The following is a 26,037-nucleotide window of genomic DNA, read 5'->3' on the forward strand; positions in this document are numbered from 1 at the left end:
CCTCGGCGTCCGTCTCAGAGCAGCTCCGCGAGCAGCGCCGCCGCCCGTGCCGCTCCATCCGCCTCCACCTCCCGGTAGCCGACCTCGCGCCCGATCTCCTCGGCCATGGCGGCGGCCAGCACCTCCCGGTCAGCTACCTCCTCGTACGTCATGCACCGGCCCGCTCCGTAGCGTTCGAGCCGGTGCCGGACGTGGAAGTTCTGTTCGAAGTGGTGGCGCAGCGGAACGTAGAGGAACGGGCGCCGGGCGGCGGTCAGCTCCATGCACGTCGTCAGGCCGCCCTGCACCACCGCCAGGTCGCACGCGGCGAGGTGCCGCGGCAGGTCCGGCACGTACCCGCGCAGCTCCACGCCTGGGACGTCCGGCAACGAAGCCGGGTCGATGCGCGGCCCGGTGACGACCAGGAACCTCAGCCCGGGCACCTTCCTCCGTGCGAGTGGCACGGCGTCCAGCACCCGCCGCAGCAACGACGACCCGACGCCCGAACCGCCGACCGTGACCACGCAGACCTTCTCCTCCGAGGTTCGCGCCGCCACCTCCGGCGGGTCGAACCCCGTGACGTAGCCGCAGAAGTCGAAGTTCTGCTCCGTCCACTCGCGGATCGCGGGCAGCCCCTCGCCGAAGTGCAGCGGGACCACGTCGTCCGGGTCGCCGACGAACACCGACCGGTCGCGCACGCGGCGGTGGCGGGCCCGTTGCTCGATCATTTCCAGGTTGTAGTCGGTGGCCAGGCGCTGCTCGCGGGCGCCGCCGTCCGGCATCGGGAGCCAGCCGACGAAGTCCGTCAGCCACGCGAAGGAGAACCGCTTCAGCTCGGGGTTCTCGTGCAGGAAGTGGTCGACCTCCCAGGCCTCGTCGCCGATCACCAGGTCGTACCGCTCGGCCTCCAGCAGGTCGTGGAACACCATGAAGTTGTTCACCAGCACCGCGTCCAGGCGCCGGAACGCCCCGAACACGTGCAGGTCGTGCTCGCCGGCGTCCTCCTCCACATGTGATGACTCGTTCGCGAGCCACGCCGACGCCGGGTGCACGCGCTCCCCCGCGGGTCCGAGGACCTCGGTGACGGGATGCTGTGCGAGCCAGTCGACCTCCAGCCGCGGGTGGAGTTTGCGCAGTTCGGTGGCTATGGCGAGGTCGCGCCGGGCGTGGCCGAGGCCGATCGGGGAGCTCAGGTACAGCGCTCGCGGCGGCCGGACGCGCGACACCCGCTTCCGGTGCGCGACGGGGTGCACCCGGTCGACGAAGTCCTTGATGAGCAGGTTGATCCGCACCGGGTCGCGGGCGTGCACGCCGTGCCCGGCGCCGTCGACCAGCACGAGCGAGCCGCCGGTGAGTTCGGCGAGGCGTTCACCGATGGCGTGCGGTCGGATCAGGTCGGCGGTCCCGTGGATCACGAGGACCGAGCAGCGGACCTCGCGGCAGGCGTCCTCGACGGACGCCGAGGCGAGCCGTCCGGCCGTCGTGTCCACCAGCGTGGCGGGCTCGATCTCGTGCGCCCACCGCACGGCGTCCTCGATCTGCTTCGTGGAGTGGGGCTCGGCGAACATCCTCGCGAAGAACCACTCGGTGAAGTCGTCGTAGCCGCCGTTCAGCCAGTGCTGCCGACTGTACGGCCCGTCCCCCGACTCCCAGGCCAGCCTCTCCTGCTCCTGGACGCCGATGAGCGACCCGCTGGCCGGGCCGACAGCCACAATTCCGCTGACCCGCTCGGGATGCTTCGCGGCGGCGAGCACGGACCAGGCGTCCCCGCGCGACAACGCCACCAGCACGGCCTGGTCGGTGTTCGTCGCGTCGAGAACCGCGATCGCGTCCTCAGCGCACTCGGAATCCACATAGGACTCACCGCCGACCGGCCGGTCGGACTCGCCGGAACCCCGCCCGTCGAACGTGACGACCCGGAAGTGCCGGGACAGGAACGGGACCTGCGCCTTCCAGAACCTCGACGGCACGATCGACCACGTCGGCATGAGCAGCACGGTCGGCCGGCCGGGGTTGTCGTACACGCGGAACGCGAGCCGCACCCCGGCGCGCTCGGCGAACCCCGACCGGTCGGCCTCGCGCACCGGGCGCGGCTCGGCGTTCACGGCCGGACTTCGAGGACCTGGTTGAACGGCGTCCCGGCCACCCCGGCGAACCGGGTGAACCCGCCGGCCACCGCGACGTCGCGGATCCGCGCGGGCCCGGCCTGCGTGCCGAGCGCGAGTCCGACGTCCTGCGACAGCGAGGCAGGCGTGCACAGCAACGTGGAGAAGCCGTAGTAGGTGCGGCCGACGGGGTTCAGGTTGTCCTCGACGTGGTCGCCCGCCATCGGTTCGACGATCATCCACGTGCCGTCGGGTGCCACGGCGTCCCGCACGTGTCGTGCCGCGCCGACCGGGTCGCCCATGTCGTGCAGGCAGTCGAACATGGTCACGAGGTCGTAGCCGGTGCCGCTGAAGTCCTTGGCGGACGCCACCTCGAACGTGACGCGGTCGCCGACCCCGGCGGCCTCCGCCCGTTCGCGGGCGATCCGGACCGACTCGGGGTGGTAGTCCGAGCCGGTGAAGGTGGAGTTCGGGAAGGCCTGCGCCATCAGGATCGTTGATGCGCCGTGGCCGCAACCGACGTCGGCGACCTTGGCGCCTCTCTCGAGCTTCGCGATCACGCCGTCGAGCGCGGGCAGCCAGCTCCCGACCAGGTTCGCCGCGTAGCTCGGCCGGAAGAACCGCTCGCAGCCGACGTGCACGTCGGTGTCGTGCTCGTGCCAGCCGACCCCGGACCCGCTGCGGGCCGCCTCCAGCACGCGTCCGGCGTCGTGCACGGTGCCGAGTGCGATCTGGAACATGCCGGGCAGGAACGCGGGGCTGTCCTCGACCGTGAGCGCCACCGCGTGCTCGACGGGGAGCGCGTACCGGCCGGTCAAGGGGTCGTAGGTGACGTATCCGCCGGCGGCCTGGGCGTTCAGCCACTCCCGCACGTACGGCTCGGCGGTCGCGCTGCGGTCCGCGAGCTCGGCGGCGCTGACCGGCTCGCCGTCGGCCATGGCGCGGTAGTAGCCGAGCTTGTCGCCCATGACGACAAGAGCGGCGTTGAGCGTGGCGCCGACCTCGTCGACGGCCCGGAACACGAACTGCATGAGCTTGTCGGTGTCGACCTCGGGTCTTGTCGTGGTCATCTGCTCTTCCCTCCATGTGAGGGTCGGAACCTATGAGCGCCAACGGGACGGTCGCATCAGGTGCCCCACCTAGTGCCTGGGCCGACCTAGACTCCCCCGTGTGCTGATCGGGCGCGACTCGGAGCGGCAGCGGATCGAGCGACTCGTCGCGAGCGCTCGGATCGGGCACGGTGGCGCCCTCGCGATCACCGGTGAGCCCGGTGTCGGCAAGACCGCGCTGCTCGGGTTCGCGGCCGAGTCGGCCGTCGGCATGAACGTCCTGCGGGCGGCCGGGATCGAGTCGGAGAAGGAGATCCCGTTCGGGGCACTGCACCAGGTCCTGCGGCCCGCCCTGGGTCGTCTCGGCGAGATCCCCGGCCCGCAGGCGCAGGCCCTGTCCGTCGCACTCGCGTTGCGGCCGGGGCCCGCCATCGACCGGTTCGCGGTCGGCGCCGCCACGCTCAGCCTGCTCTGCCGGTTCGCCGAGGAACGGCCGGTCGCCGTGCTGCTCGACGACCTGCACCTGGTCGACGGGTCGTCGGCGGACGCGCTGGCGTTCGCGGCGCGCAGGCTCGTCGCCGACCCGGTCGTGCTGCTCGCGACCACGCGGTCGCCGGACCCGCCGCTGCCTGCGCTGGCGCTGACCGGCATCGACCTGGCCGCCGCGGACGAGCTGGTGTCGAGCCGTTCGGACGTCCCGGTGTCGCCGGAGCTGATCGCGCGGCTGCACCGCGCGACGGCCGGGAACCCGCTCGCGTTGATCGAACTGGCGGGGTCCCGGCTCGAGCACCTCTCCCCCGAGGCGCCGCTGCCGGTGTCCGCGGAGCTGGCCCGCGCGTTCGCCTCGCAGGCGCGGTCGCTGGGTGCCGGTGGACGGGCCGCGCTGGCGGTGGCGTCGGTGGCGGGCACCGATCTGCGGGTGGTGGCGTCGGCGTGCCGGGTGCTCGGGATCGCGGTCGACGCGCTGGCCGAGGCCGAGAGCGCCGGACTCGTGCGGATCGCCGGCGGCCGCGTCGAGTTCCGGCACCCGCTGATCCGCGCGGCCGTCTACGGGGACACCGATCCGCGCCGCCGCCGGGTGATCCACCGCGCGGTGGCCGAGGCGGTCGGACCGCACGACGCCGACCGGCACGCCTGGCACCGGGCGGAGTCGGTCGTCGGACCGGACGCCCAGGTCGCCGACCTCCTCGTGCAGGCCGCCCGGCGCGCCCACGAACGGAGTGCGCACGACGTCGCCGCGGCCGCGTTCGAACGCGCCGCGCGGCTGAGCCCGGACGTGTCGCGGCACGCCTCGTTGTGCGTGGCGGCGGCGGAGTCGGCGTGGCTCGCCGGTGAGACGAGGCGGTCGGTCTCGTTGCTGGACGAGGTGGGCGGCGAGGCGGGGGCCGTCGAGCTGCGGGCGGCGATCGCGGCCCGCACCGGTTCGCTGACCGAGGCCCGCGACCTCTGCCGGATCGCCGCCCGCGAGTCCGCCGACGCCGACTCGGCGGTGGTGCTCCTGGCCGACGCCGTCCACGCGTGCTTCTACCTCGGCGACACCAGGTCGGGTGTCGAGCTGGCGCACGAGATCGAGGCCCTGCTGGACGGGGTGGTGACACCGAAGGCCCGGGGCCTCGGCCAGATGGCGGCGGGTGTCGCGCGGATCCTCGCCAACCGCGGCGGCGCCGACCAGATCCGGGCGGGCGTCGGCCTGCTCGCCTCCACCGGGCTGCTGCGCGACGACCGGCGCCGCGTGTCGTGGCTGATGATCGGCCCGCTGTTCCTGCGCGACGCGGACTCCGGCGAGGAGCTGCGCCGCGTCGTCGCGGACGCGCGCGCGGAGACCGCCGTCGGAACGCTGCCCGCGCTGCTGTTCCACGTCGCGCGGGACGAGGCCACGACCAACCAGTGGGTCCGCGCGGAGGCGACCTACGACGAGGCCACCCGGCTGGCGCGGGAGACCGGTCAGGAGACCGACCTCGCGATGTGCCTGGCCGGGCTCGCGTGGCTGCGGGCGCGGCTCGGCGACGAGGAGCGGTGCCGTGCGCTCGTCGCGGAGGCGTTGCCGATCTGCCGCGCCCGTGACATCCACATCGGACGGGTCTGGTCGCTGTTCGCGTTGGGGGAACTGGAACTCGGGCTCGGCGACCCGCTCAAGGCGTTGGCGCACCTGGAGGAGCTCGCCGCCCTGCTGGAGGACCTGCGGCTCACCGACCCGGACCTGTCACCGGCACCCGAGCTGACCGACGCGATGGTCCGCCTGGGCCGGCGCGACGACGCCCGGGAGGTGGCGCGGCGCTACCGGGCCGAGGCCGCCGCGAAGGGCCAGCCGTGGGCGCTGGGCCGTGCCGAGCGGACACTCGGCATGCTCAGCGAGGACGGGTTCGACACACACTTCGAGGCGTCTCTGCGCCACCACGCGAGGACGTTGGACGACTTCGAGACCGCCCGCACCCGGCTCGCCTACGGCGCCCGCCTGAGACGGGCCCGGCGCAGGGTGGACGCCCGGCCGCACCTGCACGCCGCCCTGGAGACGTTCGAGAACCTGCGCGCCGCCCGCTGGGCCGACCTCGCCGCGGTCGAGCTGGGCGCCACCGGCGAGACGATCCAGCGCAGGAAGCAGGGCGAAACCCTGACGCCGCAGGAGTTGCAGGTCTCGCTCCTGCTCGCCGAGGGCAAGACCACCCGCGAGGTCGCCGCCGCCCTGTTCCTGAGCCCGAAGACCATCGAGTACCACCTGCGCAAGGTCTACACGAAGCTCGGCATCCGCTCACGCGCCGAGCTGGCCGACCGGCTGCCCTGACGCCCACGCGAACCCGTCGGGGTCGGTGAACCGCCCGGCTCCGTGCAGCTCGATCCGGTGCGAGCCGGACCCCTCCGGCGCCACCCCGGCGTCCTTCGCGAGGGCACGCCGCCGGTACAGCCCGAGCTTCACCGCACCCGCGGCGGCGAACTGGACGTACATGCGGCCGAAGCTCTTCTCGACGGTGAACCCGTGGTCGAGGTAGCACTGCCGGCTGGCGGCCACGTCCGTCGCGCCGAGCAGGAGCACCACGTCGCCGATCTCGCCGGTGGCCGGCCCGGTGTTCTTCCTGGCCGAGGTCGCGACCTTCCAGATCGTGCCGTCCGGCGCCTGCACGACACCGCCGTAGCCCCACAGCGATTTCGCGGCGGGCTTGAGCGCGGTCGCGCCCGCGTCGAGGGCGTTCCCGACCAGCAGGTCCACGTCGGCGGGCTGCGCGACCGTGAGGGACAGGGTGAAGCCGCGGAATCCCGTGGCCGGTTCCTGCGACGCCCGCAGGCGCAGCAGCGGGCCGAGCCCGAAAGCGTTGGCGTAGAAGCGTTCGGCGGCCGCGAGGTCGGCCACTTCGAGGGTGATCGCGTCGAGTGAGGTCATGCCGGAAACGCTAGGCGCCATCCCGTGCCCGGTGCTTCTCGATTCCTGACCGGACCACGACCACGGCCACGACGACCACCACGGCGGCCACGACCGTGCTTCCGGTGCCGACGATCTTCTCGATCCTGCGGGCCGTCTCCCCCGCCGCGGCGCCGAGCCCGATGTGCAGCGCGCACCACCCGGTCGCGCCGGCGAGCACGGCGGGCAGGAACGTCCGGTACGGCAGTCCGGCGGCCCCCGCGGCCGCGGGCAGCAGCGTGCGCAGGACGGGGAGGAAGATCGCGATCAGCACCGCGACGGCTCCCCGTCGCCGCAGGAAGGCGGTGGCGCGGTCCCAGTGCCGCCCGCCGTGCCGCCGCACGATCCGCGACTCGCGCAGCCGCGTGCCGTACCGCCTGCCGAGCCAGAACCCGACCGAGTCGCCACCGACCGCGCACACCGTGGTCACCAGCCACATCACCACGAACGCGGGCGGACTCGTCGCGGTGGTGCCGAGCACGAACAACCCGGTCTCGCCGGGCGCGATGAACCCCAGCCCGAGCGTGCACTCGCCGAACACCAGCAGCCCGGCCGCGACGACCACCCAGACCTGCGGCAGGTTCGCGAGCCAGTCGAGGAACGCGGTCACGGGACGAGCCTCGCGTCCGGGTGGGCGGGCGAGTCGCCGTCGAACAGGGTGGTGGACCGCCCGCGCAGGTGCAGGTCGAAGAAGGCGGCGACGTACTCCCGTTGCGCGGCAAGGCTTCGGCCGGCGTCGATGGTGCCGATCGCCGCCGCGAGCCGGTCGGCGGGCAGCGGGTGCTTCCGGTTGATCTGGGGCAGCAGCACCTGGGCGTCGGTGAAGCTCGCGTGTTCCGCCTCGCGCAGGTGCACGTCCCGTTTCCAGCCCGTCGAGTTCGCCCAGAACGACGCCCAGTCCGGTGCGTGCACGTGGTCGTGCGGCAGGTCGTCCGCACCGCTGGTCCCGCCGCCCATGAGCAGGAACGGCCGGTCGGCACCCCGCGCGCTCGCCTGACCCGACCTCGGGTCCAGGCCGCCGTCGAGGTTGGCCCCCGCGGCGATGCGCCGGTCGCTGAGCATCGCCTCGGCCGCGGTGAACCCGCCCATCGAGTGCCCGGCCATGCCGACCTCCGACACGTCGAGCCCGGTGGCGGCGAGCCGGTCCAGCACGAAACTCGTGTCGCGCACCCGTTCCCGCATCATCAGCGCCGTGTCCGCGCCGCGGACCGGGAGCTCGACGCGGTCGGGGAACTCCACCGGCCCCGCGAAGGTGTGGTCGATCGTCACGACGAGGTAGCCCCGGCTCGCGAGGTCCTCGACGAGCGTGGTGCCGAACGACCGCGACTGCCCGCGCCCCGGCGAGTAGAGGACCACCGGACGGCGTCCGGGCAGCGGAGGCGAGACCTTCGCGTGGGTGGCGGTGCCCGCGAAGTCGGCGACACCGGGGGCCAGCCCGACGGAGGCTGCGGAGGTCTGGTCGTAGAACGCCGCGATGCCCGGGCTGAGGTGGCGGGCCGGCGGCCTGTGGGAGGGCAGCGCGGGGTACCAGAGGGAGATCATCAACTCGCGCGACCGGTTCGGCGCCCACGGGTCGGCGCGGGTGGGGTCGACCAGGTGGAGTTCGGTGGTGCCCACGGGGAAGGGGCCCGACGGACGCGGCAGGGTGAGCTCGATGGAGGTGGTGGGCGAGCCGGTGGCGGTGGGAGCGGTGGTGTCGGGAGCGGTGGCGGCGGAGGCCGCAGGCGAGCGGTCGGTGAACCTCGTGGGCGAGCCGCCGGCAGTATCGGCCGAAGCCGCGAGCGAGCCGGTGGCGCCGATCTCGGCCGAGGCCGGAGCGACCCCCACCCCCAGCATCCCCACGCACACCGCCGCGACACGGGCCCTGTACCTGATCTTCATGCGACCCAGCCTGTCGATCACCCCCACCGACCGGCATCTGTCGAACGCCACCCGGCGCACTGACCGGAAGACATAGGTCAGTCCCGGTCGACCAGCCCCGCCTCGAACGCGATGATCGCGGCACGCACCCGGTTCGGCACCTCGAGCCGGCGCAGGATGGAGCTGACGAACACCTTCACCGTGCCCTCCACGACGTGCAGCCGCCGCCCGATCTCGGCGTTGGGCAGCCCGGCGCCGACCAGGGCGAGCACCTCGCGTTCGCGCTCGGTGAGCCCCGCGACCAGGTCCCGTGCGCGCGCCGCGCCGGACACCCGTTCGCCGCCCAGCCGCCGGATCGCCCAGTGCGCGATCTTCGGCGACAGGTACGCGGCCCCCTCCGCGACGGCCCTGACCCCGGCGAACAGTTCCCTCGGATCTCCGGTCTTGAGCAGGAACCCACTGGCGCCGCCGTCGAACGCGCGGGCGATGTGCTCGTCCTCGGAGAAGGTCGTCAGCATGATCACGCCGGTGTCCGGGACGGTGCGGCGGATCTCGGCCGCCGCGGCCAGCCCGTCGAGGCGCGGCATCATGATGTCGAGCAGCACGACGTCCGGCCGGTGCGCCTGCGCGAGGTCGACCGCCTCACGTCCGTCGGCCGCCTCGCCGACCACCTCGAACTCGGGCTCGGCGCCGAGCACGGCGCGCACCCCGGCCCTGGTCAGGGGTTCGTCGTCGGCGAGCAGCACGCGGATCACCGCGCCTGCCCCGCCGAGATCGCGCTGCGCGGCACGGTCTCCTTGAGCACCAGCCGGTCCGCGGCGAAGCACAGGCGGAAGAAGAGCCGGTCGTCCGTCTGCTCGGTCGACCAGTGGTAGCGGCAGTCGGCGCCCGGCGGCGGGTCGGACAGCATGCGTTCGGGGTCCCCCAGGATCTGGAACGGTGGCAGGCGCGCCTCGACCTCCGCGCGCGGCGCGTCGAGCCGGATCTCGTCGAAGGTAGCGGGGTCGAGGCTGTTGCCGGCGCCGACGGTGGCGTAGAGCGCCATCGCGAGCACCGCGACGGAGAGGCCCGCCAGCACGGGGCCTCGGGCCACGCCGGCCAGGTCGCGGCGGGCGGGCCGGGCGACGGTGGCGGGCCTTGCGTCGTGCGGCAGCTCGGCGACCAGCGCGAACCCGCCGTCGCGCGGCTCGGCGGTGAGCGTGCCGCCCAGCAGCCGGGTGTGTTCGGCCAGGTCCACCAGCCCGGTGCCGCCACCGGCCGGATCGGGTTCGCGGGTCGCCGGTCCGTTCGCCACGGTGACCTTCGTGCTGGCGTGCAGCCGTTCCACCCGCACGCTCACCGGTGCTCCCGGCGCGTGCCTGGCCGCGTTCGTCAGTCCTTCCCGGACGATCCGGTGCACGGCGCGTTCGACGACCTCGGGTGACCGCTCGGCCGGGGTCCACGACACCTCCATGCCCGCCGCGGCCGCGTGCTCCACGAGCGCGCCGGTGTCGGGCCGCTCGTCCCGGGGCCCCAGCACCCCGATGATCTCCTGCAGCCGTTCGGTCGCCGCCGCGACTCCGGCTCGCAGTTCACCGGCCGCCGCCCGATGGTGTTCGGGCAGGTCCGGCGACACCTCGAGAGCGGCCGCGCGCAACGCGATCAGCCCCCACTCGTGGCCGAGCGAGTCGTGCATGTCCCGTGCGATGCGGGTCCGTTCGAGCAGCGCGGCCTGGTCCAGTCCCGCTGACGTGAGCTCGGCGCGCACCCTGAGGTACCGGCCCAGCAGCCACGGTCCGAGGACCACGACCAGCACGACCAGCACGACCAGGAACCAGTCGTAGACACCGAAGACCAGGCCGAACCCTCCCCGCACCGAGCCGTCCGCGAGCATGCTGACCGGCAGCCCCGCCAGCAGCACGGCGACCAGCGGCACGAGCACCGGGTCCGCGACCCGCCGGCCCGCGCGGAACCCGAACGCCCCGGCCGCGAGGATCGGCCAGACCCACGGCGGACTCGTCACGGTCGGGGCCAGCACCAGCGCCGGTATCGCCGCGGCCGCGACGAGCGCGCAGACCGTCCACACCGGAAACCTCGGGAAGAGCACCACCGCGGCGGTCAGCAGGACCAGACCGGCGACCAGCTCGACGGGATCACCCACGGCTCCGGGGACCAACGGCACCACCAGGACCACCCACAGCACGGCGTCCGGCCACCGCAGCCCCCAGCCGCACCTCATCGGTTCATCGTAGAAGAACTGCTCAGGAGCGAGCGTCCGCCGGGCGCGCGCGTGACGGCACCAGCCGCGGCACCACCCGCACGAAGACGACCATGCCGACCACCTCGACCAGCGTCTGCGCGACCACGACGACCGCGGCGACGTCGTCGAGCGCCAGCGCCAGCGGCAGCACGACCAGCGAGTTGCGGGTGCCCCCGGTGAACACGACCGCACGAGCGTCCGGCACGCCGAGGCGGAACAACCTGGCGACCGCGAGCCCGCCGAACGCCATCACCACGAGGAACGCCACGTAGAACGGCACCACCCGCACGACCTGCGGCAGGTCTCCACCGAGCTTCGGCACCTGCGACGCCACCACGGTGAACAGCGTCACCGCCATCAACGGCACCATCGACGTGCTGATCGCGCCGATCAACCGGCCCGCCCACACCTGGGTGAGCCACGCCAGCGCCAGCGGAACCGCGATCAGCACGACGAAGGCCTCGACGAACGGACCGGGCTCGATCACGGCCAGGTCGTCACCGAGGAAGAGCAGCAGATAGCCAGGCAACAACACCATCTGCGCGAGGAGCAGCAACGGCGTGGCGGCGAGCAACCGCTGGTTGGCGGCACCCGCCAGTCCGCTGAACACGATCACGTAGTCGACGCACGGCGTGAGGAGCACCAACAGCACGCCCATCCGCACGGCCTGATCCGCGGGCAAGAACGCGAACATCGCGGCCACCACCAACGGCACCACGGCGAAGTTCACGACGAGCGCGGCCGCGAGGAACCGGCCCGAGCGCAGCGACCGCCCCAGCTCGGCCACCGGGACCTGCAGGAACGTCACGTACAGCAGGACCGCCAGTACGGGGTTGATGAGGTGTTCGAGCGCCGGTCCCGCCGCCGGCGCCGACCACCCGGCCACACCGCCTGCCGCCAGCGCGCCGAGGTACACGGCGACCTGGTGACGTTCCACCCCCGCGACGAAGCCCGGCACGACACCCTCCCGATCGGACGATCAGGACGCTATCCCCTCACCTCGTCGCCAGCGCGTCCAGCACCTCGGCCCGCGACCGCGGCACCGAGATCGCGAGGCTCAGCGCTCCACCGGTCGCCGTCAGCTCGAACGTGAAGAACGAGCAGCAGCCCGTCTCCCGCACCGCCAGGTCCGCCGCGCGTGCCGCGACCTCCGGCCGCGGCTCCAGTTCCAGCACCAGCCGCGTGTGCTCCGGGCGGTGGCGCACCGCGCCGGCGAGCAGGTCGTCGAACTCCGCCACGCGGAACGGCCTGTCCGCCGTCGGCAGGGTGCACGCGTCCGGCACCCACGCTTCTGCGTCGTCCATGCCACGACCGCAGGACACCGTCAGGGCCGGAAGAAGTCCCCCAACGCGGCCGCCACCTCGTCCGGCCGTTCCTCCGGCAGGTAGTGGTCGCAGTCCAACGCCTCGCCGCGCACGTCCCGCGCGTACTCCCGCCACACCTCCAGCACGTCGTAGTGGCGGCCGACGAAGCCGTGTTCGCCCCACAACGCGAGCAGCGGCGCCTCGACCACGCCACCCGCGGCGTCGTGTTCGAGGTCGATGCCGGCGGCGGCGCGGTAGTCGGAGCAGGACGCGGCGATCGCGGCGGGGTCGGAGAAGCAGCGGACGTACTCCTCGACGGCCGCCGGGTCGAAGGCGGCGCCGCCGTGGTGCCGGGCGTTCATGCGGGTGGTGATCCAGAACCTCGGATCGGCGCCGATGAGGTGCTCGGGGATGCCGTTGCCCGCGGCCAGGAAGAACCAGTGGAAGTAGCCGAGGCCGAAGTCCTTGTCCGCGTGCTCGAAGGTGTGGCGGGTGGGCACGATGTCGAGCACCGCCAGCGCGGTCACGGCCTCGGGCGCGTCCAGGGCCAGGCGGTGGGCGACCCGGCCGCCGCGGTCGTGGCCCGCGACGCCGAACCGGTCGAAGCCCAGCGCGTTCATGACCAGCAGCTGGTCGCGGGCCATCCGGCGCTTCGAGTACTCGTGGTCTCCCGGGCCGGGGGCGGGCTTGTCGCTGTCGCCGTAGCCGCGCAGGTCGGTGAGCACGACCGTGTGGTCCGCCGTGAGCCGCGGGGCGACGCGGTGCCAGATCACGTGGGTCTGCGGGTAGCCGTGCAGGAGCAGCAGCGGCGGCCCGTCGCCCGCGATCGCGCACCGGATGCGCACGCCGTCCGCGTCGACCGTGCGGTAGGAGAACGGCAGCGGGACGCTCACCGGAGCGAGTCCAGCACGGCGCTGGTGAACTCGCCGGTCGACGCGGTGCCGCCCAGGTCGGGCGTGCGGATCGGGGTCGTGGCCAGCACGTCCGCGATCGCGCGCTCCACCTCGGCGGCGGCGTCGGGGTGGCCGAGGTGGTCGAGCATCAGCGCGGCGGTCCAGATCGCGCCGAGCGGGTTGGCGACGCCCTTGCCCGCGATGTCCGGCGCGGAGCCGTGCACCGGCTCGAACATCGACGGGAAGTCGCGCTCGGGGTTGATGTTCGCGGACGGCGCGATGCCGATGCTGCCCGCGACGGCGGCGGTGAGGTCGCTGAGGATGTCGCCGAAGAGGTTCGAGCCGACGATGACGTCGAAGCGCGCCGGGTCGAGAACCACTTTGGCGCACAACGCGTCGATGTGTTCGGAGTGGAGCGTGACGTCCGGAAAGGACAGTGCCTTCTCCGCGACGACCTCGTCCCAGAACGGCATGGTGTGCACGATCCCGTTCGACTTGGTCGCCGACGTCACGTGGCCGCGCCGCCGCCCGGCCAGCCGGAACGCGTAGTCGGCGATGCGCTCCACCCCGGCCCGCGTGAAGACCGACTCCTGCACGGCCATCTCCTCCGCGAACCCGCGCCCGAACCGCCCGCCGACCTCGCTGTACTCGCCTTCGACGTTCTCCCTGACGACGACCAGGTCCATCGCGCCCGCCCCGCGCACCGGGCTCTCGACGCCGTCGAAGACCTTGACCGGCCGCAGGTTCACGTACTGCCGGAAGCTCCGCCGGATCGGGATCAGCAGTCCCCACAACGACACGTGGTCCGGCACCGAGGGATCACCGACCGCGCCGAGCAGCACCGCGTCGTGGTGGCGGATCCGGTCGAGGCCGTCGGCGGGCATCATCGCGTCCTGCTCGGCGTAGCGGGCGCAGGACCAGTCGAACTCGTCGTAGGAGAACGAGATGCCGTGCCGCGCGCCGACGGCCTCGAGCACTCGGCTGGCGGCGGGCGTGACCTCCTGCCCGATTCCGTCCCCCGGGATGAGCGCGATGCGGTGAGTGACCATGACCCCGATGACACCACCGGCCGCACACCGCCGTCCAAGACCAGGCTCCACCCAGCGTTAGAGGCTCAGGCTATGAGCGACGTGCAGGAACGCACTCGCCGCCGGCGTCAGCTCACCGTGCCCCGTGACCAGGGCCAGGTGCAGGTGGCGGGCGGGTTCGAGGTCCAGCACGAGCGCACCGGCCTGGCGCGCGAGCGGCGCCCACGAGTCGGCGAGCACGGCCACCCCGACACCGCCGAGCACCAGCGGCAGGATGGCCTCCCGGTGCTCGGTCTCCACGACCTCGGTCAGCTCCACCCCGGACGCCCGGATCTCGTCGACCACCCGCCGCATCCCGGTGCCGGGCTGCCCGACGATCAACCGCTGCCCGGCCAGGTCCTCGTGCCGCACCACGGTTCCCGCCGCGAACGGCCCGCCCGCCGGGCAGACCAGCACGAACCGCTGCCGCCCGAACTGCCACACCCGCACCCGCGCGTCCCGCAACGGCTCCGGAGCCCCGAGCAGCCCCAGCTCGGTCCGTCCACTCCGGACGGCGTCGACGACGTCCTCGGCCGTCGAGGCGGCCCCACCGCCACCGACAGCCCAGGATGCTCCTCCGTGACGGCCTGGACGATCCGGGCCAGCGGCTCCACCGCCTGCGACGGCATGGCCGCGATCTCGACCCGCCCGACCCGCAGCCCGGCGACCTCGTCGACACTGGCCCGCGCCGTGGCGAGCACCCGCACCACCTGCCGGGCGGGCCCGATCAACGCCTCACCGGCGTCCGCCAGCACCAACCGCCGCCCGACCCGGCGGAACAGGTCGACGCCGAGGTCGCGTTCGAGGGCCCGGATCGCCTGGGACAGGGAGGGCTGCGCGACGTGCAGGACGGCGGCCGCCTTGTTCACGCTGCCGTGGTCCACGACGGCGAGGAAGTAGCGCAACTGCCGGACGTCCATCCTGCGCAGGCTAGCGGGCGACGTCCATCCGGACGAACCCCGCGACGCGCAGCGCCTTCACCCCCAGAGCCGCGCACGCCTCCGCCTCCCCCACCACGCGCGGCGCCGTCAGGTCGACGTCCTCGCCGTCGACCGCGAGCTGCGCGCGCCCGGCCGCCACCACGTTGCGCACCCAGTCCGAGCCGGGCCCGCGCACCAGGTAGCCGCCCTCGACCGGGTGCGCTCCCACCGGGGTGCGGTAGGGCATTCCCGAGCTGCGGCCGACGTGGGTGAGCACGGCCCGCGTGCCGGCCACGCGTCCGTGGATGCGGCCCCACCACCTGGGCATCGGCATGTCGGCCTCCTCTCCTCGTCCAAGACGCCGTCGACGGGCGATCCGTTGAAGTAGCGTGCGCGCGTGGAGATCACCGACGACCGCGCCTTCCCCGCCGCGCTGGCCGCTTTGAGCGGCATCGACTTCCCGTGGAGCGAGGACCCCGCGCAGGGCAGCATCGACTACGAGCCGTACCAGGAGTTCGACTCCGCCGAGGAGACGACCGACTGGATCCGGTCCTGGACCGGGAACAAGGAGCTGGACGGTGCCGCGTTCCGGCCGTTCGGGCAGGACGGCACCGGTGGGCTCGCGGTGCTGTGGCTGGTGCGCGAGGGGCCGCTGACCGCTCAGCCCGTCGTGTTCCTCGGGTCGGAGGGCGAGGTCGGGCCGGTGGCGACGAACCTCGGTGAGTTCCTCTGGTTGCTCGCGGGTGGGGTGGGGCCGCAGGAGGCCGTCGAGTTCGGGTCCGACAGCGGGGTGCCGCACGCGGAACTGCGCGCGGTCGCGGAGAAGTACTCCGGGACCGCACCGCGCACGCCCGCCGAGGTGCTGGCCGCGGCGCGGGCGGAGTTCCCCGACTTCGAGGAGACTGTCCAGTCCTGGTGCCGTTAGGGACGTGCGGGGAACCGGAACCAGGACCGGTTCCCCGCTGGTCTACACCACTTTGCGCACGAGGGTTACGCTCGACGAACCCTGTTGTGCCGCAAGGTAAACAGGACCTCAGTCACCGGAGGTCTGCCCTGTGAGAAAGTTCCTCGCGGCCGCACTTCTGCTCAGTGCCGCCGTCATCCCGACTCCCGCGGCCGCCGCGGCCGACCCGATCTACAAGGACCCGGCGCAGCCCGTCGCGGCCCGCGTCGCCGACCTGCTCGGCCGCATGTCGCTCGACGAGAAGGTCGGGCAGATGACGCAGGCGGAGCGCAACGCGGTGAGCAACGCCGACCTGACGAACTTCCGGATCGGGTCGCTGCTGTCCGGCGGTGGTTCCGCGCCGTCGCCGAACAACGCCACGTCGTGGGCGAACATGTACGACGACTTCCAGCGCGCGGCTCTGGCCACCCCGCTGGGAATTCCCATGATCTACGGCGTGGACGCCGTGCACGGCCACAACAACGTCGTCGGCGCCACGATCTTCCCGCACAACATCGGCCTGGGCGCGACGCGTGATCCCGCTCTGGTGCAACGGATCGGGCGCGCCACGGCCGAGGAGGTGTCGGGCACCGGCATCGACTGGGACTTCGCGCCGTGCCTCTGCGTCGCGCGCAACGACCGGTGGGGCCGCACCTACGAGTCGTTCGGCGAGACGCCGCAGGACGCGACGTCGATGACGACGATGATCGCCGGCCTGCAGGGCGCGAAGCTCTCGGACCCCGGTTCGGTGCTCGCGACGGCCAAGCACTGGATCGGCGACGGCGGCACGACCGGCGGCACCGACCAGGGCAACACGCAGGTCAGCGAGGCCGAGCTGCGGGCAACGCACCTGCCGCCGTTCCGCGAGGCCGTCGCCCGCGGCGTCGGTTCGGTGATGATCACCTACAGCAGCTGGAACGGCACGAAGCTGCACGGCCACAAGTACCTCATCACCGACGTGCTGAAGAACGAGCTCGGCTTCGGCGGCCTCGTCGTGTCGGACTGGAACGCGATCGACCAGATCGACGGCCAGCCCGGCTTCACCCCCGCCGAGGTGCGCGACTCGATCAACGCGGGCCTGGACATGATCATGGTGCCGTCCGCGTGGCGCACCTTCATCACGTACCTCAAGCAGGAGGTGCAGGCGGGCCGCGTGCCGATGTCGCGCATCGACGACGCCAACCGCCGCATCCTCACCAAGAAGTTCGAGCTGGGCCTGTTCGAGAAGCCGCTCACCGACCGCGCCTACACCCCGACGGTCGGCAACGCCGCTCACCGCGCACTGGCCCGCGAGGCCGTCCGCAAGTCGCAGGTGCTGCTCAAGAACCAGAACGGCGTCCTCCCCCTGCCGAAGACCGCGTCGAAGATCTTCGTCGCGGGCAAGAGCGCCGACAACATCGGCTACCAGAGCGGCGGCTGGACGATCTCCTGGCAGGGCGGCAGCGGGCCGGTCACGCCGGGGACCACTGTGCTGCAGGGCATCCGCTCGGCCGTCTCGTCGTCCACCACGGTGACGTACAACCGCAACGGCACCGGGATCGACGGCACCTACAACGCCGCGATCGCCGTCATCGGTGAGACCCCGTACACCGAGGGCGCGGGTGACCGGCCGGGGAGCCTGGGCCTCGACGCCGAGGACGTCGCGACCCTGAACACGCTGCGCGCCACCGGTGTCCCGGTCGTCGTGGTGCTCGTCTCCGGCCGCCCGCTGGACATCGCCGCGCAACTGCCGCAGTGGCACGCCCTCGTGGCGGCCTGGCTGCCCGGCACCGAGGGCAACGGCGTGGCGGACGTCCTGTTCGGCGACCACAAACCGACCGGCACGCTGCCGTTCACGTGGATGCAGAGCGCCTCGCAACAGCCGATCAACGTCGGCGACGGCAAGACACCGCTCTTCCCGCACGGCTTCGGCGCGCAGTTCCCCACCACGCAGAACCCCTACAACATCATCGGCGCCTCGTACTACGACGACCAGCGCGGCACCCAGGTCGAGCGCTGCACGGACTCGGGCTGCGGCCAGAACGTCGGCTACCTGACGCCGGGCGACTACGTGGCCTACGCGGACGTCGACTTCGGCGCCACCCCGCCGACCTCCGTGACCACGCGTCTCGCCTCCGGCTCCACGGCCGGCGGCACCCTGCAGTTCCGCCTCGACAGCCCGACCGGCCCGCTGGTCGCGACCGTCTCCGCGGCGAGCACGGGTGGCTGGCAGACGTGGACGAGCCGCACGGCCGCGGCCTCGGGCGCGACCGGGGTGCACCGGTTGTACCTGGTGGCGACCGGGGGCACCGGAGGCGACCTGGCCAACGTGAACTGGTTCCAGTTCGCCCGCTAGTGCTGCGGCTGGACGGGGTTCCGGACGGGAGCCCCGTCCAGCCGGCTCTGCCCGACCCGCACGGCGCACCAGCCGAGGAACGCGAGCCCCAGCCAGACGTAGGTGTTGCCGACGACGTGCTGCCACCACGTCCACGCGAGCTCGCGGTCGCCTGCCGTCGGCAACAACCAGTGCGGCCCCACCGCGAACACCATCACGACGGCGATCCTCACGCGGCCGCGCAGCAACACCAACGCCGGCGCGATCCACACCCAGTGGTGCGACCAGGACACCGGCGAGATCAGCAACCCGGCCGCCGCCGTCGCCACGAGGGCCGTGAGGTCGTCGCGCAGCCGGGGCAGCACCACGACCGTCAGCGCCAGCACCGCCACCGCCGCGACGATCCAGGTGGACTCCGGTGCGCCGAGCCGGGAGAACAGGCCGCGCAACGACTGGTTCGCGCTGTAGGCGACACCGCCGACGCGGTCCGGGTCGAGCATCGCGTGCAACCAGAACTGCTTCGCCTGGCCGGGTGCCAGCGCGGCACACGCCACGAACGTCGCGACGGCGGTGAGGGCGGGCTTCCAGCGCTTGCGGCACAGGAAGAACAGCACGAAGACCGCCGGGGTCAGCTTGATCGCGGCGGCCAGGCCGACGAGCGCTCCCCGCGGCCAGGGCGTGCGCGGCAGCAGGCAGTCGGCGGCGACCAGGCCGAGCAGGACCAGGTTGACCTGGCCGAGGTCGAGGGTGACGCGCAGGGGTTCGAGCAGCAGGCACAGCGCGATCACGCCGAACCCCGCCCAGGTGCGGGCGGCCGCCGTGAAGAGGCCGATGCCCAGTGCGGTGAACAGCAGCGCCGCGGCGGCCAGGGGAAGCGGTGTCAGGGCGCTGAACAGCATCGCCGCGAAGGGCGGGTAGGTGAACGGCAACCCGCCCGGCGCGTGGAAGTACGCGGTGTACAGGCCGGTGCTCGCGAGCCACGCCTCGCCGCCCGCGAGGTAGACCCTCAGGTCCAGGACACCGCTGCCGAGGCTGCGCACGAGGACCCACACGAGCAGGCCGCCGGAGATCGCGGCCCAGAACCTCCGGGCGTTCACCGGTGGGCCACCGCTCGGTCGCGCAGCACCACGTATCCGGCCGCTGCAGCAGCCGCCGCCACGGCTCCCGCGCTGTTGTTGAGGAAGTCCTGCGTCTCGCACAGCCCGCGGCCGATCAGCGGCTGGACGACCTCGATCGACGCGCTCAGGGCGACCGCCGAGACCGCCACCGCGAGCGGTCGGCGCGTCGCGAGGACCGCGCACCACACCAGCGGCACGAAGAGCAGCGCGTTCAGCAACTCCCCCGAGCCGTTCAGCGAGAACCCGTTGACGTGGCAGAACTCGTGGGCGGGCCACCGCGCCCAGTCGGGCACCGCCCGCGAGAGCGTCACCCCGAGGACGACGCCCAGGAAGATCCCCGCGAACACCGCGGGAACCGGCCGCCACCCGAACCTCCGCGCGGCGAACCCCGCGCCGAGCCCCAGCACCACGGCCCCGACCAGGAGACCACCCGCGATCAGCGGGTTCTCCAAGGCCCTGCCGATCTCGCCCACCACCGACCACACGTTCAGCACGACTGAAAACCCCTCGCCCACAACGAAATCCGATGTGGACGATCCTGTCGGCGGAGCGGGTCCCGCCGGATCGGCCCGGGGGACGGAAGATCATGGCCATCAGGCCACCCGCGGGCCCCGGGACTGGCCGAACGGCTCGGGTCAGCCGGCCACCACGTGCGCGCGGAACGCCCACGCCACGATCTCGACGCGGTTGCGCGCGCCGACCTTGGTCTGCACCGACGCCAGGTAGGCCTTGACCGACGACACGGAGACCTTCATCGCGGCCGCGATCTCGTTGTTGCTCAAGCCTTTCGCGACGTGGCGCACGACCTCGAGCTCGCGCTCCGTCAGCACCTGGGCGTCGGCGGACGCGACCGGTGGCGTCGACCGGCGCAGCACCCGCAGCACCACCTGCGGTGACACGAGGACGTCGCCGCGCGCCGCGGACCTGACCGCTTCGGCAAGCAATCCGGGCGACGCGTCTTTGGTGAGGAACCCGCACGCGCCGAGGTCGAGCGCCTTGTTCAGCACCTCGTCGCTGTCGAACGTCGTGACGATCACGACACGGGTGTGCGCAGCGAGCTGACGGGTGACCTCCAGGCCGTCGAGCCCCGGCATCCGCACGTCCACCAGGCACACCTGCGGTTCCAGCGAACGGGCCTGCTCGACGGCGCTGATCCCGTCCGCGACGTCCGCGACCACGCTGATGTCGGGCTGCGCGTCGAGGATCAGCCGGAACCCGGCCCGCACCATGTCCTGGTCCTCCGCGATGAGCACGGAGATCACGCGCGCACCTCCAGCGGCAGTTCGGCGGTGACCAGCCAGCCTTCCCCGGTGGGCCCCGCGAAGAACCGCCCGCCCAGCTCGTGCACGCGTTCCCGCATGCCCACCAGGCCGAACCCGCCGGAGTGCGAGGGCCGTGCCGTGCCGTTGTCCACAACGGACAGCATCACCGCGCCGGCGCCGAGCCGCACGTCCACCTCCACGTCGGTCGCGTCGACGGCGTGCTTGCGGACGTTGGTCAGGGACTCCTGCACCAGCCGGAGCACCGACCGCCCCAGCTCCGGCGGCACGTCCGCGGGGAGCTCGACGTTCGCGCGCACCTGCAGCCCGGACTTCTCCACCAGCTGCAGCAGGTCGGCGGAGAGGTCACCGGTCGCGGCCGCGGCACCGTTGTCCCGCAACGTCCTGACCATCAGGCGCATCGCGCCCAGCGCGTCGGTCCCGCCGTCGACGATGCCGTTCAGCATCCCGCACGCCCTGTCCTTGTCCTGCTCCGCCACGACGAGCGCGGCCTGTGCCTGCACCAGCATGCCCGTGACGTGGTGCGCCACCACGTCGTGCAGCTCGCGGGCCATGTCGAGGCGTTCGTCGCGTCGTGCCCGTTCCTCCGCAGCGGCGGCCCGCTCCGCCCGTGACCGCTCGAACAGGCGCGCGTACAGCCCCGCGCCGACGGCGACCAGGCCGGCCGCGAGCACCAGCGGGAGGTAGGTGAAGCGGAAGCTGACCCAGGTGGCGTGCGCGGACACCAGTTCCAGTGCCGTCACCAACGCCACCGCCGGCCACAGCGGCGCCTTCCAGGCCAGCCAGAAGACGACTCCCAGCACGAGGAGCGCCTGGACGGTCGCCACGAACGGGGTCCGCAACAGCGTCTGGCCGACACCGGGAGCGTCCTGGAAGAACGCCCGGCTGAAACCGTTGCTGAGCCCGGTGATCACGAACACGGCCGCACAGACGACCGCGGTGGCGACGAACGGCCGATGGTGTACCCGCATGCGGGCGATCGTAGGAGAGCCGGTGGACCACCCGCCTCGGCTGTCGGACCGAGGCGGATGGCCAAGTGGTCAGGCGGCGCCGATCGCCTCGTCCAGGACGCCCAGCCCGAGCGCCAGCTCCTCCTCCGTCGCCGTCAGCGGCGGCGCGATCCGGAACACCCCGCCCATCCCGGGGATCTGCACGATGTTCATGTGCAGTCCCAGGTCGAGGCACCTCTGGGTGATCGGCGCGGACAGCGACTCGTCCGCGATCTCCAGACCCACCAGCAGCCCGCGCCCGCGGACGTCCGTCACCAGGTCGTGCTTCGCGGCGATGTCGTCGAGGCCGTTGCGCAGGAACGCGCCGAGCTTCGCCGCCCGTTCGTCGAGGCGTTCCTCGGTCAGCACGTCCAGCACGGTGTTGCCGACGGCCGCGACCAGCGGGTCCGACACGTGGGTGGTGAAGAACAGGTACCCGCGGGCGTGCGCCTCCGCCTCGATCTCGGCCGAGGTGATCACGGCGGCCAGTGGCAGGCCGGCGCCGAGGGTCTTCGACAGCGTCAGGATGTCCGGCACCACGCCGTCGCGTTCGAACGCGTACCAGGTGCCCGTGCGGCACAGGCCGGTCTGGGCCTCGTCGAAGATGAGCAGCATCCCGCGTTCGCGGCACTTCTCGGACAACGCGGCGAAGTAGCCGACCGGCGGTTCGAGGATCCCGCCCGACGACAGGATCGGCTCGACGATGCAGGCGGCCAGCGAGCCCACGGACTGGGCGTCGATGAGGTCGAACGCCAGGTCGAGCTGCGCCTGCCAGTCGCCGGACGGCGCCGGGATCGCGAAGTTGCCGGGCGCGGCGGGGCCGTAGCCCTTGCGGCCCGCGCTGTAGGTCGCGGCGGCCGCGGCGGCGGTCATGCCGTGCCACGAGCGGGCGAACGCCACCACCTCGTGCTTGCCGGTGACGAGCTTGGCCATGCGCAGCGCGGCCTCGTTCGACTCCGCGCCGGTCGTCAGCAGCTGCACCTTCGACAGCCCGGCGGGCAGCGTGTCCGACAGCCGCCGCGCCAGGTCCACGACCGGGCGGCTGAGCATGCCGCTGAACAGGTGGTCGAGGTTCGCGATCTGGCGCTGCACCGTCTCGACGATGCGCGGGTGCGAGTGGCCGAGGATCGCGCTCATCTGCCCGGACGTGAAGTCGAGGACCCGGCGCCCGTCCTCGGTGAACAGGAAGCTCCCCGACGCGCTGTCGATGATCTCGCGCGTGAACGTGCCGCCGTAGCGGACGAGGTGGCGGTCGACGTCGTCCCAGAAGGTGTCCATGTCCGAGACGCTAAAACCGGCCGAGCAACAGGTCCATCTCACAATGCCACGCTCGCTGTTCGGAAATACTGCACAGCATGACGCTCAACCCGTGGCGCCTGCGCCTGCTCAGCCAGCTCGACGCGCTGGGCACCGTGCGGGCCGTGGCGCAGGCCGCGAACCTGAGTGCTTCGAGCGTGTCGCAGCAGCTCGCGGTGCTCGAGAGCGAGACGCGCACGCAGTTGCTCGAACGGACCGGCAGGCGCGTCCGGCTCACCTCGGCAGGGCTGATCCTGGCCCGCCGGGCGCGGTCGATCCTCGACCAGATGGAGGCGGTGGAGGCCGAGCTGCGAGAGCTCAGCCAGGAGCCGTCCGGCCTCATCCGGCTCGGTGCTTTCCAGAGCTCGATCCACACGCTCGCCGTGCCCGCGATCCAACGCCTCGACCACCCCCACCTGCACGTCGAGATCGTCGAGATGGAACCGCACGCCAGCATGCCCGCGCTGCTCGCGGGCGAGGTCGACGTGATCATCACGACCACCGACTTCGTGGAACAACCGGTGCCGCGCGACATCGACGTCGTGCCGCTCGGCGAGGACCCGATCGTGCTGCTCACGCCACCCGGCCAGCCGAAGAACGACATCGCGGCGTGCAAGGACGAGCCGTGGGCGTTCGACGTCCCCGGCTCGTACATGGCGAACCTCGCCACCCGGCTGTGCCGGCAGGCGGGCTTCGAGCCGAGGGTGGTCGGCCGGTTCAGCAACTACATGCTGACGCTCGAGCACGTCGAGGCCGGGCTCGCGGTCGCCGTGCTGCCCGCGCTGGCCGTCGACCGCCGGTTCGACGTGGTCACCAGGGAGCTGCCGGTGACGAGGAGGATCACCGCCGCCGTGCGCCGCGACTCGCGCGCCGCGATCACCGCGGTGCTCGACGCCCTGCACACCCGCTCGCAGTCGGACGAGAGGTGACGCTCGTTTCTCACCATCCGGAACTAGTTGAGATGTCATCTAAACTTGGGAGGAGACGTCGAAGGAGGGTTCCGTGCCGCGGAAGTCAGAGCCGTTGCGGAAGCTCGGTTTTCTCACCATCGGGCTGTTCGACGAGCACGATCCGGGGGCGGGCCACCGGAACACGCTCGACGTGATCGTGCTGGGCGAGGAGCTCGGGTTCGACAGCGCGTGGGTGCGGCACCGGCACCTGCAGTTCGGCATCTCCTCGCCGGTCGCGGTGCTCGCGGCCGCCACCCAGCGGACCAGCCGCATCCAGCTCGGCACCGCCGTCATCCCGCTGGGCTGGGAGAACCCGCTGCGCCTCGCCGAGGACCTGGCCACGGTCGACGTGCTGTCCGGCGGCAGGCTGAACCCCGGCATCAGCGTCGGACCGCCGATGCACTGGGACGACGTCAAGGGCGCGCTCTACCCCGAGACGGCGGACGTCGAGAACTTCAGCTACGACCGGGTGCAGCGGCTGCTGAACTTCGTGGGCGGCGAGAAGGTCGTGTCGTTCAGCGGCGTCGAGGGCATCGAGGTGTGGTCGGACCGCGTCCAGCCGCACGCCCAGGGCCTGCGCGACCGCATCTGGTACGGCGGCGGCAGCCTGCGGTCGGCGCGGTGGGCGGGCGAGCACGGCCTGAACCTGCTGACCAGCAACGTGGCCCAGTCGGAGATCTCCGAGGACTTCGCCGAGACCCAGCTGTCGCACATCAGGACGTTCCGCGAGGCCGGTGGCGGGCGGGTCTCGCAGGGCCTCGTGGTCATCCCGACCGACTCGGCGTCGCCGGAGCAGCGCGCGAAGTACCAGGCCTACGTCGACGGACGGGCCGGGCGGATCGGCAAGACGTTCGGGCCGCGCAGCATGATGTTCGAACGCGACCTGATCGGCACCTCGGCCGAGATCGCCGAGCAGCTCTACGCGCACCTCGCGTTCCAGGAGGTCGACGAGGTGGCGTTCGCACTGCCGTTCAGCTTCGACCACGAGGACTACGTGCAGATCCTCACCGACGTCGCGACGAAGCTCGGTCCGGAACTGGGCTGGTCACCGGCTTAGAGCGTCCACCAGGTGTCGATGCGCGGCACAGACCGCGTGTCGCCCTCGGCCACCCGTGCGGCGTGGAACAGGAACCCGGCGATGCCCGCCGCCCCCTGCATCCAGCCGACGCCGGGCGGCAGCAACGGTTCCTCGTCGCGGTGCTCGGTGAACCGCCAGCACACCCCGTCGCCGTCCGGGATCGCGTGCTCCACCACCACGTCGGCGAGGTGGAGCGCGAAGTCCGTGTACTGCCCGGAGTCCAGGAGCACGTCACCGACACCAGCGGTACCGCAGCACCGGCCGTCGTTGTCCCAGAAACCGGGGTACCTGCGCTCGGGCAGCCCGGAGACGCGCACGCTGTGCAGGCAACGCCGTCGCCACTCCTCGACCTCCACGCCCGCCACCTCGGGCACGCCCGCACGCCCCAGCGCGGGCCACAGCAACGAGGTCCCGGTCGGGCCGTGGCACCAGCCGTAGCTGAACTCGTCCACCTCCTCGATCTGCGGAATCCGCGTCCGCAGGCGCAACCCGCCGTCGGACCGGTCGCCCAGGACCACCAGGTGCTCGGCACCGGCGGTGGCGGCCTCGACGAGGTCCGGTCGCCCGAACTCGGCACCGGCCAGGGCCAGCGCCGTCGCGACACCCGCGAGGCCGTGCGAGAAGTTCGGGAGCTCCCTCTGCTCGACGCAGAACCGCACCGGCACCATCCGCCAGTTGAGCCCGGCAGGCACCTCTTCCCGTTCGGCCAGCAGGATTCCGGCCGCGAGGTCGGCGAGCTCCTCCGCCCCCGCCACGCCGCGACGCCGTGCCCACACCGCGCCCAACAACACACCGGCCGTGCCCACCGTCAGGTCGTGGCACCGGGCCCCCTCCCGGAACCTCGGCGGCACGAGGTGCTCGTTGGGCCACCCGTCCGGTGTGGACAGCTCGAGCGTCCTGGCGACCGCCTCGTCCGCACCGGGTGCCCCCAGCGCCGTCAGCACGCTGATCGCGCTGACCGTCCCGCTGAAGAAGCTGATGTCGTCCGTCGCGCTGGTCCTCGCCCCGACCCTCGCCGCGATCGCGTCCGCCAGCTCCTGCTCACGGGCCGTCCACTCCCGGCACAACCGGATCTCCGCCAGCACGTGCGCCAGCCCGCCGACACCCGAGTACATGTCCTCGCGCCACCGGGGTTCCAGGTCACCACCCCGGAACTCCGGGATCCACACCCCGTCGGCGTCGTGCCGCACCTGGTCGAGCACCCATCGCCAAGCAGCCTCGGCGGTCCCCCAGAACGTCGCCATGCCCCGATGATCGCA

24 protein-coding genes and 2 pseudogenes are annotated in these 26,037 nt (G+C 72.5%); 6 read left to right on the forward strand and 20 right to left on the reverse strand.

Going from position 1 to position 26,037, the window contains the following annotated elements; all coding sequences use genetic code 11:
• Window positions 1-14 precede the first annotated feature (14 nt).
• Both BMY74_RS27215 and BMY74_RS27220 read right to left on the reverse strand, forming a co-directional pair.
• On the reverse strand, window positions 15-2,084 hold the full coding sequence (locus BMY74_RS27215; RefSeq protein WP_245786389.1) for an alpha/beta fold hydrolase: 2,070 nt from the start codon (window positions 2,082-2,084) through the stop codon (window positions 15-17).
• Window positions 2,081-3,154, reverse strand: a complete 1,074-nt coding sequence (locus BMY74_RS27220; protein ID WP_089921035.1) for a class I SAM-dependent methyltransferase — start codon at window positions 3,152-3,154, stop codon at window positions 2,081-2,083. Before BMY74_RS27220 ends, BMY74_RS27215 begins: the two co-directional genes overlap by 4 nt.
• A 100-nt stretch (window positions 3,155-3,254) precedes the next feature.
• Between BMY74_RS27220 and BMY74_RS27225 the strand changes: the two genes are divergently transcribed.
• A complete protein-coding gene (locus tag BMY74_RS27225) occupies window positions 3,255-5,915 on the forward strand; it encodes a helix-turn-helix transcriptional regulator (RefSeq protein WP_089921037.1) in 2,661 nt (886 codons plus the stop codon).
• Here BMY74_RS27225 and BMY74_RS27230 read toward each other — a convergent pair.
• From BMY74_RS27230 to BMY74_RS27280, 12 genes and pseudogenes are all read right to left on the reverse strand, one after another.
• Window positions 5,883-6,509 carry a VOC family protein gene (locus BMY74_RS27230; RefSeq protein WP_089921040.1) on the reverse strand — a complete coding sequence of 209 codons (627 nt, stop codon included), beginning with the start codon at window positions 6,507-6,509 and terminating at the stop codon, window positions 5,883-5,885. The genes BMY74_RS27225 and BMY74_RS27230 overlap by 33 nt on opposite strands.
• A gap of 10 nt (window positions 6,510-6,519) precedes the next feature.
• On the reverse strand, window positions 6,520-7,137 hold the full coding sequence (locus tag BMY74_RS27235; RefSeq protein ID WP_089921043.1) for a DedA family protein: 618 nt from the start codon (window positions 7,135-7,137) through the stop codon (window positions 6,520-6,522).
• Entirely contained in the window at window positions 7,134-8,408 is a 1,275-nt protein-coding gene (locus BMY74_RS27240) for an alpha/beta hydrolase family protein (protein ID WP_143091723.1), read from the reverse strand. Before BMY74_RS27240 ends, BMY74_RS27235 begins: the two co-directional genes overlap by 4 nt.
• Before the next feature lie 77 nt (window positions 8,409-8,485).
• On the reverse strand, window positions 8,486-9,142 hold the full coding sequence (locus BMY74_RS27245; protein WP_089921045.1) for a response regulator: 657 nt from the start codon (window positions 9,140-9,142) through the stop codon (window positions 8,486-8,488).
• On the reverse strand, window positions 9,139-10,605 hold the full coding sequence (locus BMY74_RS27250) for a sensor histidine kinase (protein ID WP_089921048.1): 1,467 nt from the start codon (window positions 10,603-10,605) through the stop codon (window positions 9,139-9,141). Before BMY74_RS27250 ends, BMY74_RS27245 begins: the two co-directional genes overlap by 4 nt.
• A gap of 22 nt (window positions 10,606-10,627) precedes the next feature.
• Window positions 10,628-11,584 carry an arsenic resistance protein gene (locus tag BMY74_RS27255; RefSeq protein WP_245786390.1) on the reverse strand — a complete coding sequence of 319 codons (957 nt, stop codon included), beginning with the start codon at window positions 11,582-11,584 and terminating at the stop codon, window positions 10,628-10,630.
• A 37-nt stretch (window positions 11,585-11,621) separates the two neighbouring features.
• On the reverse strand, window positions 11,622-11,930 hold the full coding sequence (locus BMY74_RS27260; protein WP_089921051.1) for a hypothetical protein: 309 nt from the start codon (window positions 11,928-11,930) through the stop codon (window positions 11,622-11,624).
• Window positions 11,931-11,950: 20 nt separating this feature from the next.
• Window positions 11,951-12,823 carry an alpha/beta fold hydrolase gene (locus tag BMY74_RS27265; protein ID WP_089921054.1) on the reverse strand — a complete coding sequence of 291 codons (873 nt, stop codon included), beginning with the start codon at window positions 12,821-12,823 and terminating at the stop codon, window positions 11,951-11,953.
• A complete protein-coding gene (locus BMY74_RS27270; RefSeq protein WP_089921057.1) occupies window positions 12,820-13,872 on the reverse strand; it encodes a tartrate dehydrogenase in 1,053 nt (350 codons plus the stop codon). The genes BMY74_RS27265 and BMY74_RS27270 overlap by 4 nt, the downstream gene beginning before the upstream one ends.
• A 57-nt stretch (window positions 13,873-13,929) precedes the next feature.
• A complete protein-coding gene (locus BMY74_RS46300) occupies window positions 13,930-14,382 on the reverse strand; it encodes a LysR family transcriptional regulator substrate-binding protein (RefSeq protein WP_342718227.1) in 453 nt (150 codons plus the stop codon).
• A 302-nt stretch (window positions 14,383-14,684) separates the two neighbouring features.
• Window positions 14,685-14,810: pseudogene (locus BMY74_RS46305) on the reverse strand (LysR family transcriptional regulator); the annotation flags it as partial.
• Between the two features lie 10 nt (window positions 14,811-14,820).
• Complete coding sequence (locus BMY74_RS27280) at window positions 14,821-15,144, reverse strand: nitroreductase family deazaflavin-dependent oxidoreductase (RefSeq protein ID WP_089921060.1); 324 nt, start codon at window positions 15,142-15,144, stop codon at window positions 14,821-14,823.
• A gap of 63 nt (window positions 15,145-15,207) precedes the next feature.
• On the opposite strand from BMY74_RS27280, the gene BMY74_RS27285 reads away from it, so the two are divergent.
• The 3 genes and pseudogenes from BMY74_RS27285 (at window position 15,208) to BMY74_RS46310 (ending at window position 18,088) form a co-directional block, all read left to right on the forward strand.
• Window positions 15,208-15,735 carry an SMI1/KNR4 family protein gene (locus tag BMY74_RS27285; protein WP_089921062.1) on the forward strand — a complete coding sequence of 176 codons (528 nt, stop codon included), beginning with the start codon at window positions 15,208-15,210 and terminating at the stop codon, window positions 15,733-15,735.
• Window positions 15,736-15,865: 130 nt separating this feature from the next.
• Window positions 15,866-17,674, forward strand: a pseudogene (locus tag BMY74_RS27290) (glycoside hydrolase family 3 protein); the annotation flags it as partial.
• Between the two features lie 27 nt (window positions 17,675-17,701).
• Window positions 17,702-18,088 carry a carbohydrate-binding protein gene (locus BMY74_RS46310; protein WP_245786409.1) on the forward strand — a complete coding sequence of 129 codons (387 nt, stop codon included), beginning with the start codon at window positions 17,702-17,704 and terminating at the stop codon, window positions 18,086-18,088.
• Here BMY74_RS46310 and BMY74_RS27295 read toward each other — a convergent pair.
• From BMY74_RS27295 to BMY74_RS27315, 5 genes are all read right to left on the reverse strand, one after another.
• Window positions 18,085-19,164: a glycosyltransferase 87 family protein gene (locus tag BMY74_RS27295; protein WP_089921065.1), complete on the reverse strand. Its 1,080-nt coding sequence runs from the start codon at window positions 19,162-19,164 to the stop codon at window positions 18,085-18,087. The genes BMY74_RS46310 and BMY74_RS27295 overlap by 4 nt on opposite strands.
• The gene (locus BMY74_RS27300) at window positions 19,161-19,679 is read right to left on the reverse strand and encodes a VanZ family protein (RefSeq protein ID WP_177229946.1); all 519 of its coding nucleotides are present in this window, start codon (window positions 19,677-19,679) and stop codon (window positions 19,161-19,163) included. Before BMY74_RS27300 ends, BMY74_RS27295 begins: the two co-directional genes overlap by 4 nt.
• Window positions 19,680-19,820: 141 nt before the next feature.
• Window positions 19,821-20,447 (reverse strand): response regulator, encoded by a 627-nt coding sequence (locus tag BMY74_RS27305; RefSeq protein ID WP_089921069.1) that lies wholly within the window; start codon window positions 20,445-20,447, stop codon window positions 19,821-19,823.
• Window positions 20,444-21,436, reverse strand: a complete 993-nt coding sequence (locus tag BMY74_RS27310) for a sensor histidine kinase (protein WP_089921072.1) — start codon at window positions 21,434-21,436, stop codon at window positions 20,444-20,446. Before BMY74_RS27310 ends, BMY74_RS27305 begins: the two co-directional genes overlap by 4 nt.
• A gap of 69 nt (window positions 21,437-21,505) precedes the next feature.
• Window positions 21,506-22,732, reverse strand: a complete 1,227-nt coding sequence (locus tag BMY74_RS27315; RefSeq protein ID WP_089921075.1) for an aspartate aminotransferase family protein — start codon at window positions 22,730-22,732, stop codon at window positions 21,506-21,508.
• Between the two features lie 77 nt (window positions 22,733-22,809).
• On the opposite strand from BMY74_RS27315, the gene BMY74_RS27320 reads away from it, so the two are divergent.
• Both BMY74_RS27320 and BMY74_RS27325 read left to right on the forward strand, forming a co-directional pair.
• Entirely contained in the window at window positions 22,810-23,679 is an 870-nt protein-coding gene (locus BMY74_RS27320) for a LysR substrate-binding domain-containing protein (protein ID WP_089921078.1), read from the forward strand.
• A gap of 73 nt (window positions 23,680-23,752) precedes the next feature.
• A complete protein-coding gene (locus BMY74_RS27325) occupies window positions 23,753-24,757 on the forward strand; it encodes an LLM class flavin-dependent oxidoreductase (RefSeq protein WP_089921080.1) in 1,005 nt (334 codons plus the stop codon).
• Here BMY74_RS27325 and BMY74_RS27330 read toward each other — a convergent pair.
• A complete protein-coding gene (locus BMY74_RS27330) occupies window positions 24,754-26,022 on the reverse strand; it encodes a lanthionine synthetase LanC family protein (protein WP_089921083.1) in 1,269 nt (422 codons plus the stop codon). The genes BMY74_RS27325 and BMY74_RS27330 overlap by 4 nt on opposite strands.
• Between the last annotated feature and the right edge of the window lie 15 nt (window positions 26,023-26,037).

The organism is Lentzea albida, assembly GCF_900111005.1.
Lineage (GTDB): Bacteria > Actinomycetota > Actinomycetes > Mycobacteriales > Pseudonocardiaceae > Lentzea > Lentzea albida.

Excerpts from the sequence above, each read along its gene's own strand:
- BMY74_RS27220 (WP_089921035.1), bottom strand. The coding sequence starts at position 3,154 with ATGACCACGACAAGACCCGAGGTCGACACCGACAAGCTCATGCAGTTC.
- BMY74_RS27230 (WP_089921040.1), bottom strand. The coding sequence starts at position 6,509 with ATGACCTCACTCGACGCGATCACCCTCGAAGTGGCCGACCTCGCGGCC.
- BMY74_RS27240 (WP_143091723.1), bottom strand. The coding sequence starts at position 8,408 with ATGAAGATCAGGTACAGGGCCCGTGTCGCGGCGGTGTGCGTGGGGATG.
- BMY74_RS27250 (WP_089921048.1), bottom strand. The coding sequence starts at position 10,605 with ATGAGGTGCGGCTGGGGGCTGCGGTGGCCGGACGCCGTGCTGTGGGTG.
- BMY74_RS27260 (WP_089921051.1), bottom strand. The coding sequence starts at position 11,930 with ATGGACGACGCAGAAGCGTGGGTGCCGGACGCGTGCACCCTGCCGACG.
- BMY74_RS27270 (WP_089921057.1), bottom strand. The coding sequence starts at position 13,872 with ATGGTCACTCACCGCATCGCGCTCATCCCGGGGGACGGAATCGGGCAG.
- BMY74_RS27280 (WP_089921060.1), bottom strand. The coding sequence starts at position 15,144 with ATGCCGATGCCCAGGTGGTGGGGCCGCATCCACGGACGCGTGGCCGGC.
- BMY74_RS27310 (WP_089921072.1), bottom strand. The coding sequence starts at position 21,436 with ATGCGGGTACACCATCGGCCGTTCGTCGCCACCGCGGTCGTCTGTGCG.
- BMY74_RS27315 (WP_089921075.1), bottom strand. The coding sequence starts at position 22,732 with ATGGACACCTTCTGGGACGACGTCGACCGCCACCTCGTCCGCTACGGC.
- BMY74_RS27320 (WP_089921078.1), top strand. The coding sequence starts at position 22,810 with ATGACGCTCAACCCGTGGCGCCTGCGCCTGCTCAGCCAGCTCGACGCG.
- BMY74_RS27330 (WP_089921083.1), bottom strand. The coding sequence starts at position 26,022 with ATGGCGACGTTCTGGGGGACCGCCGAGGCTGCTTGGCGATGGGTGCTC.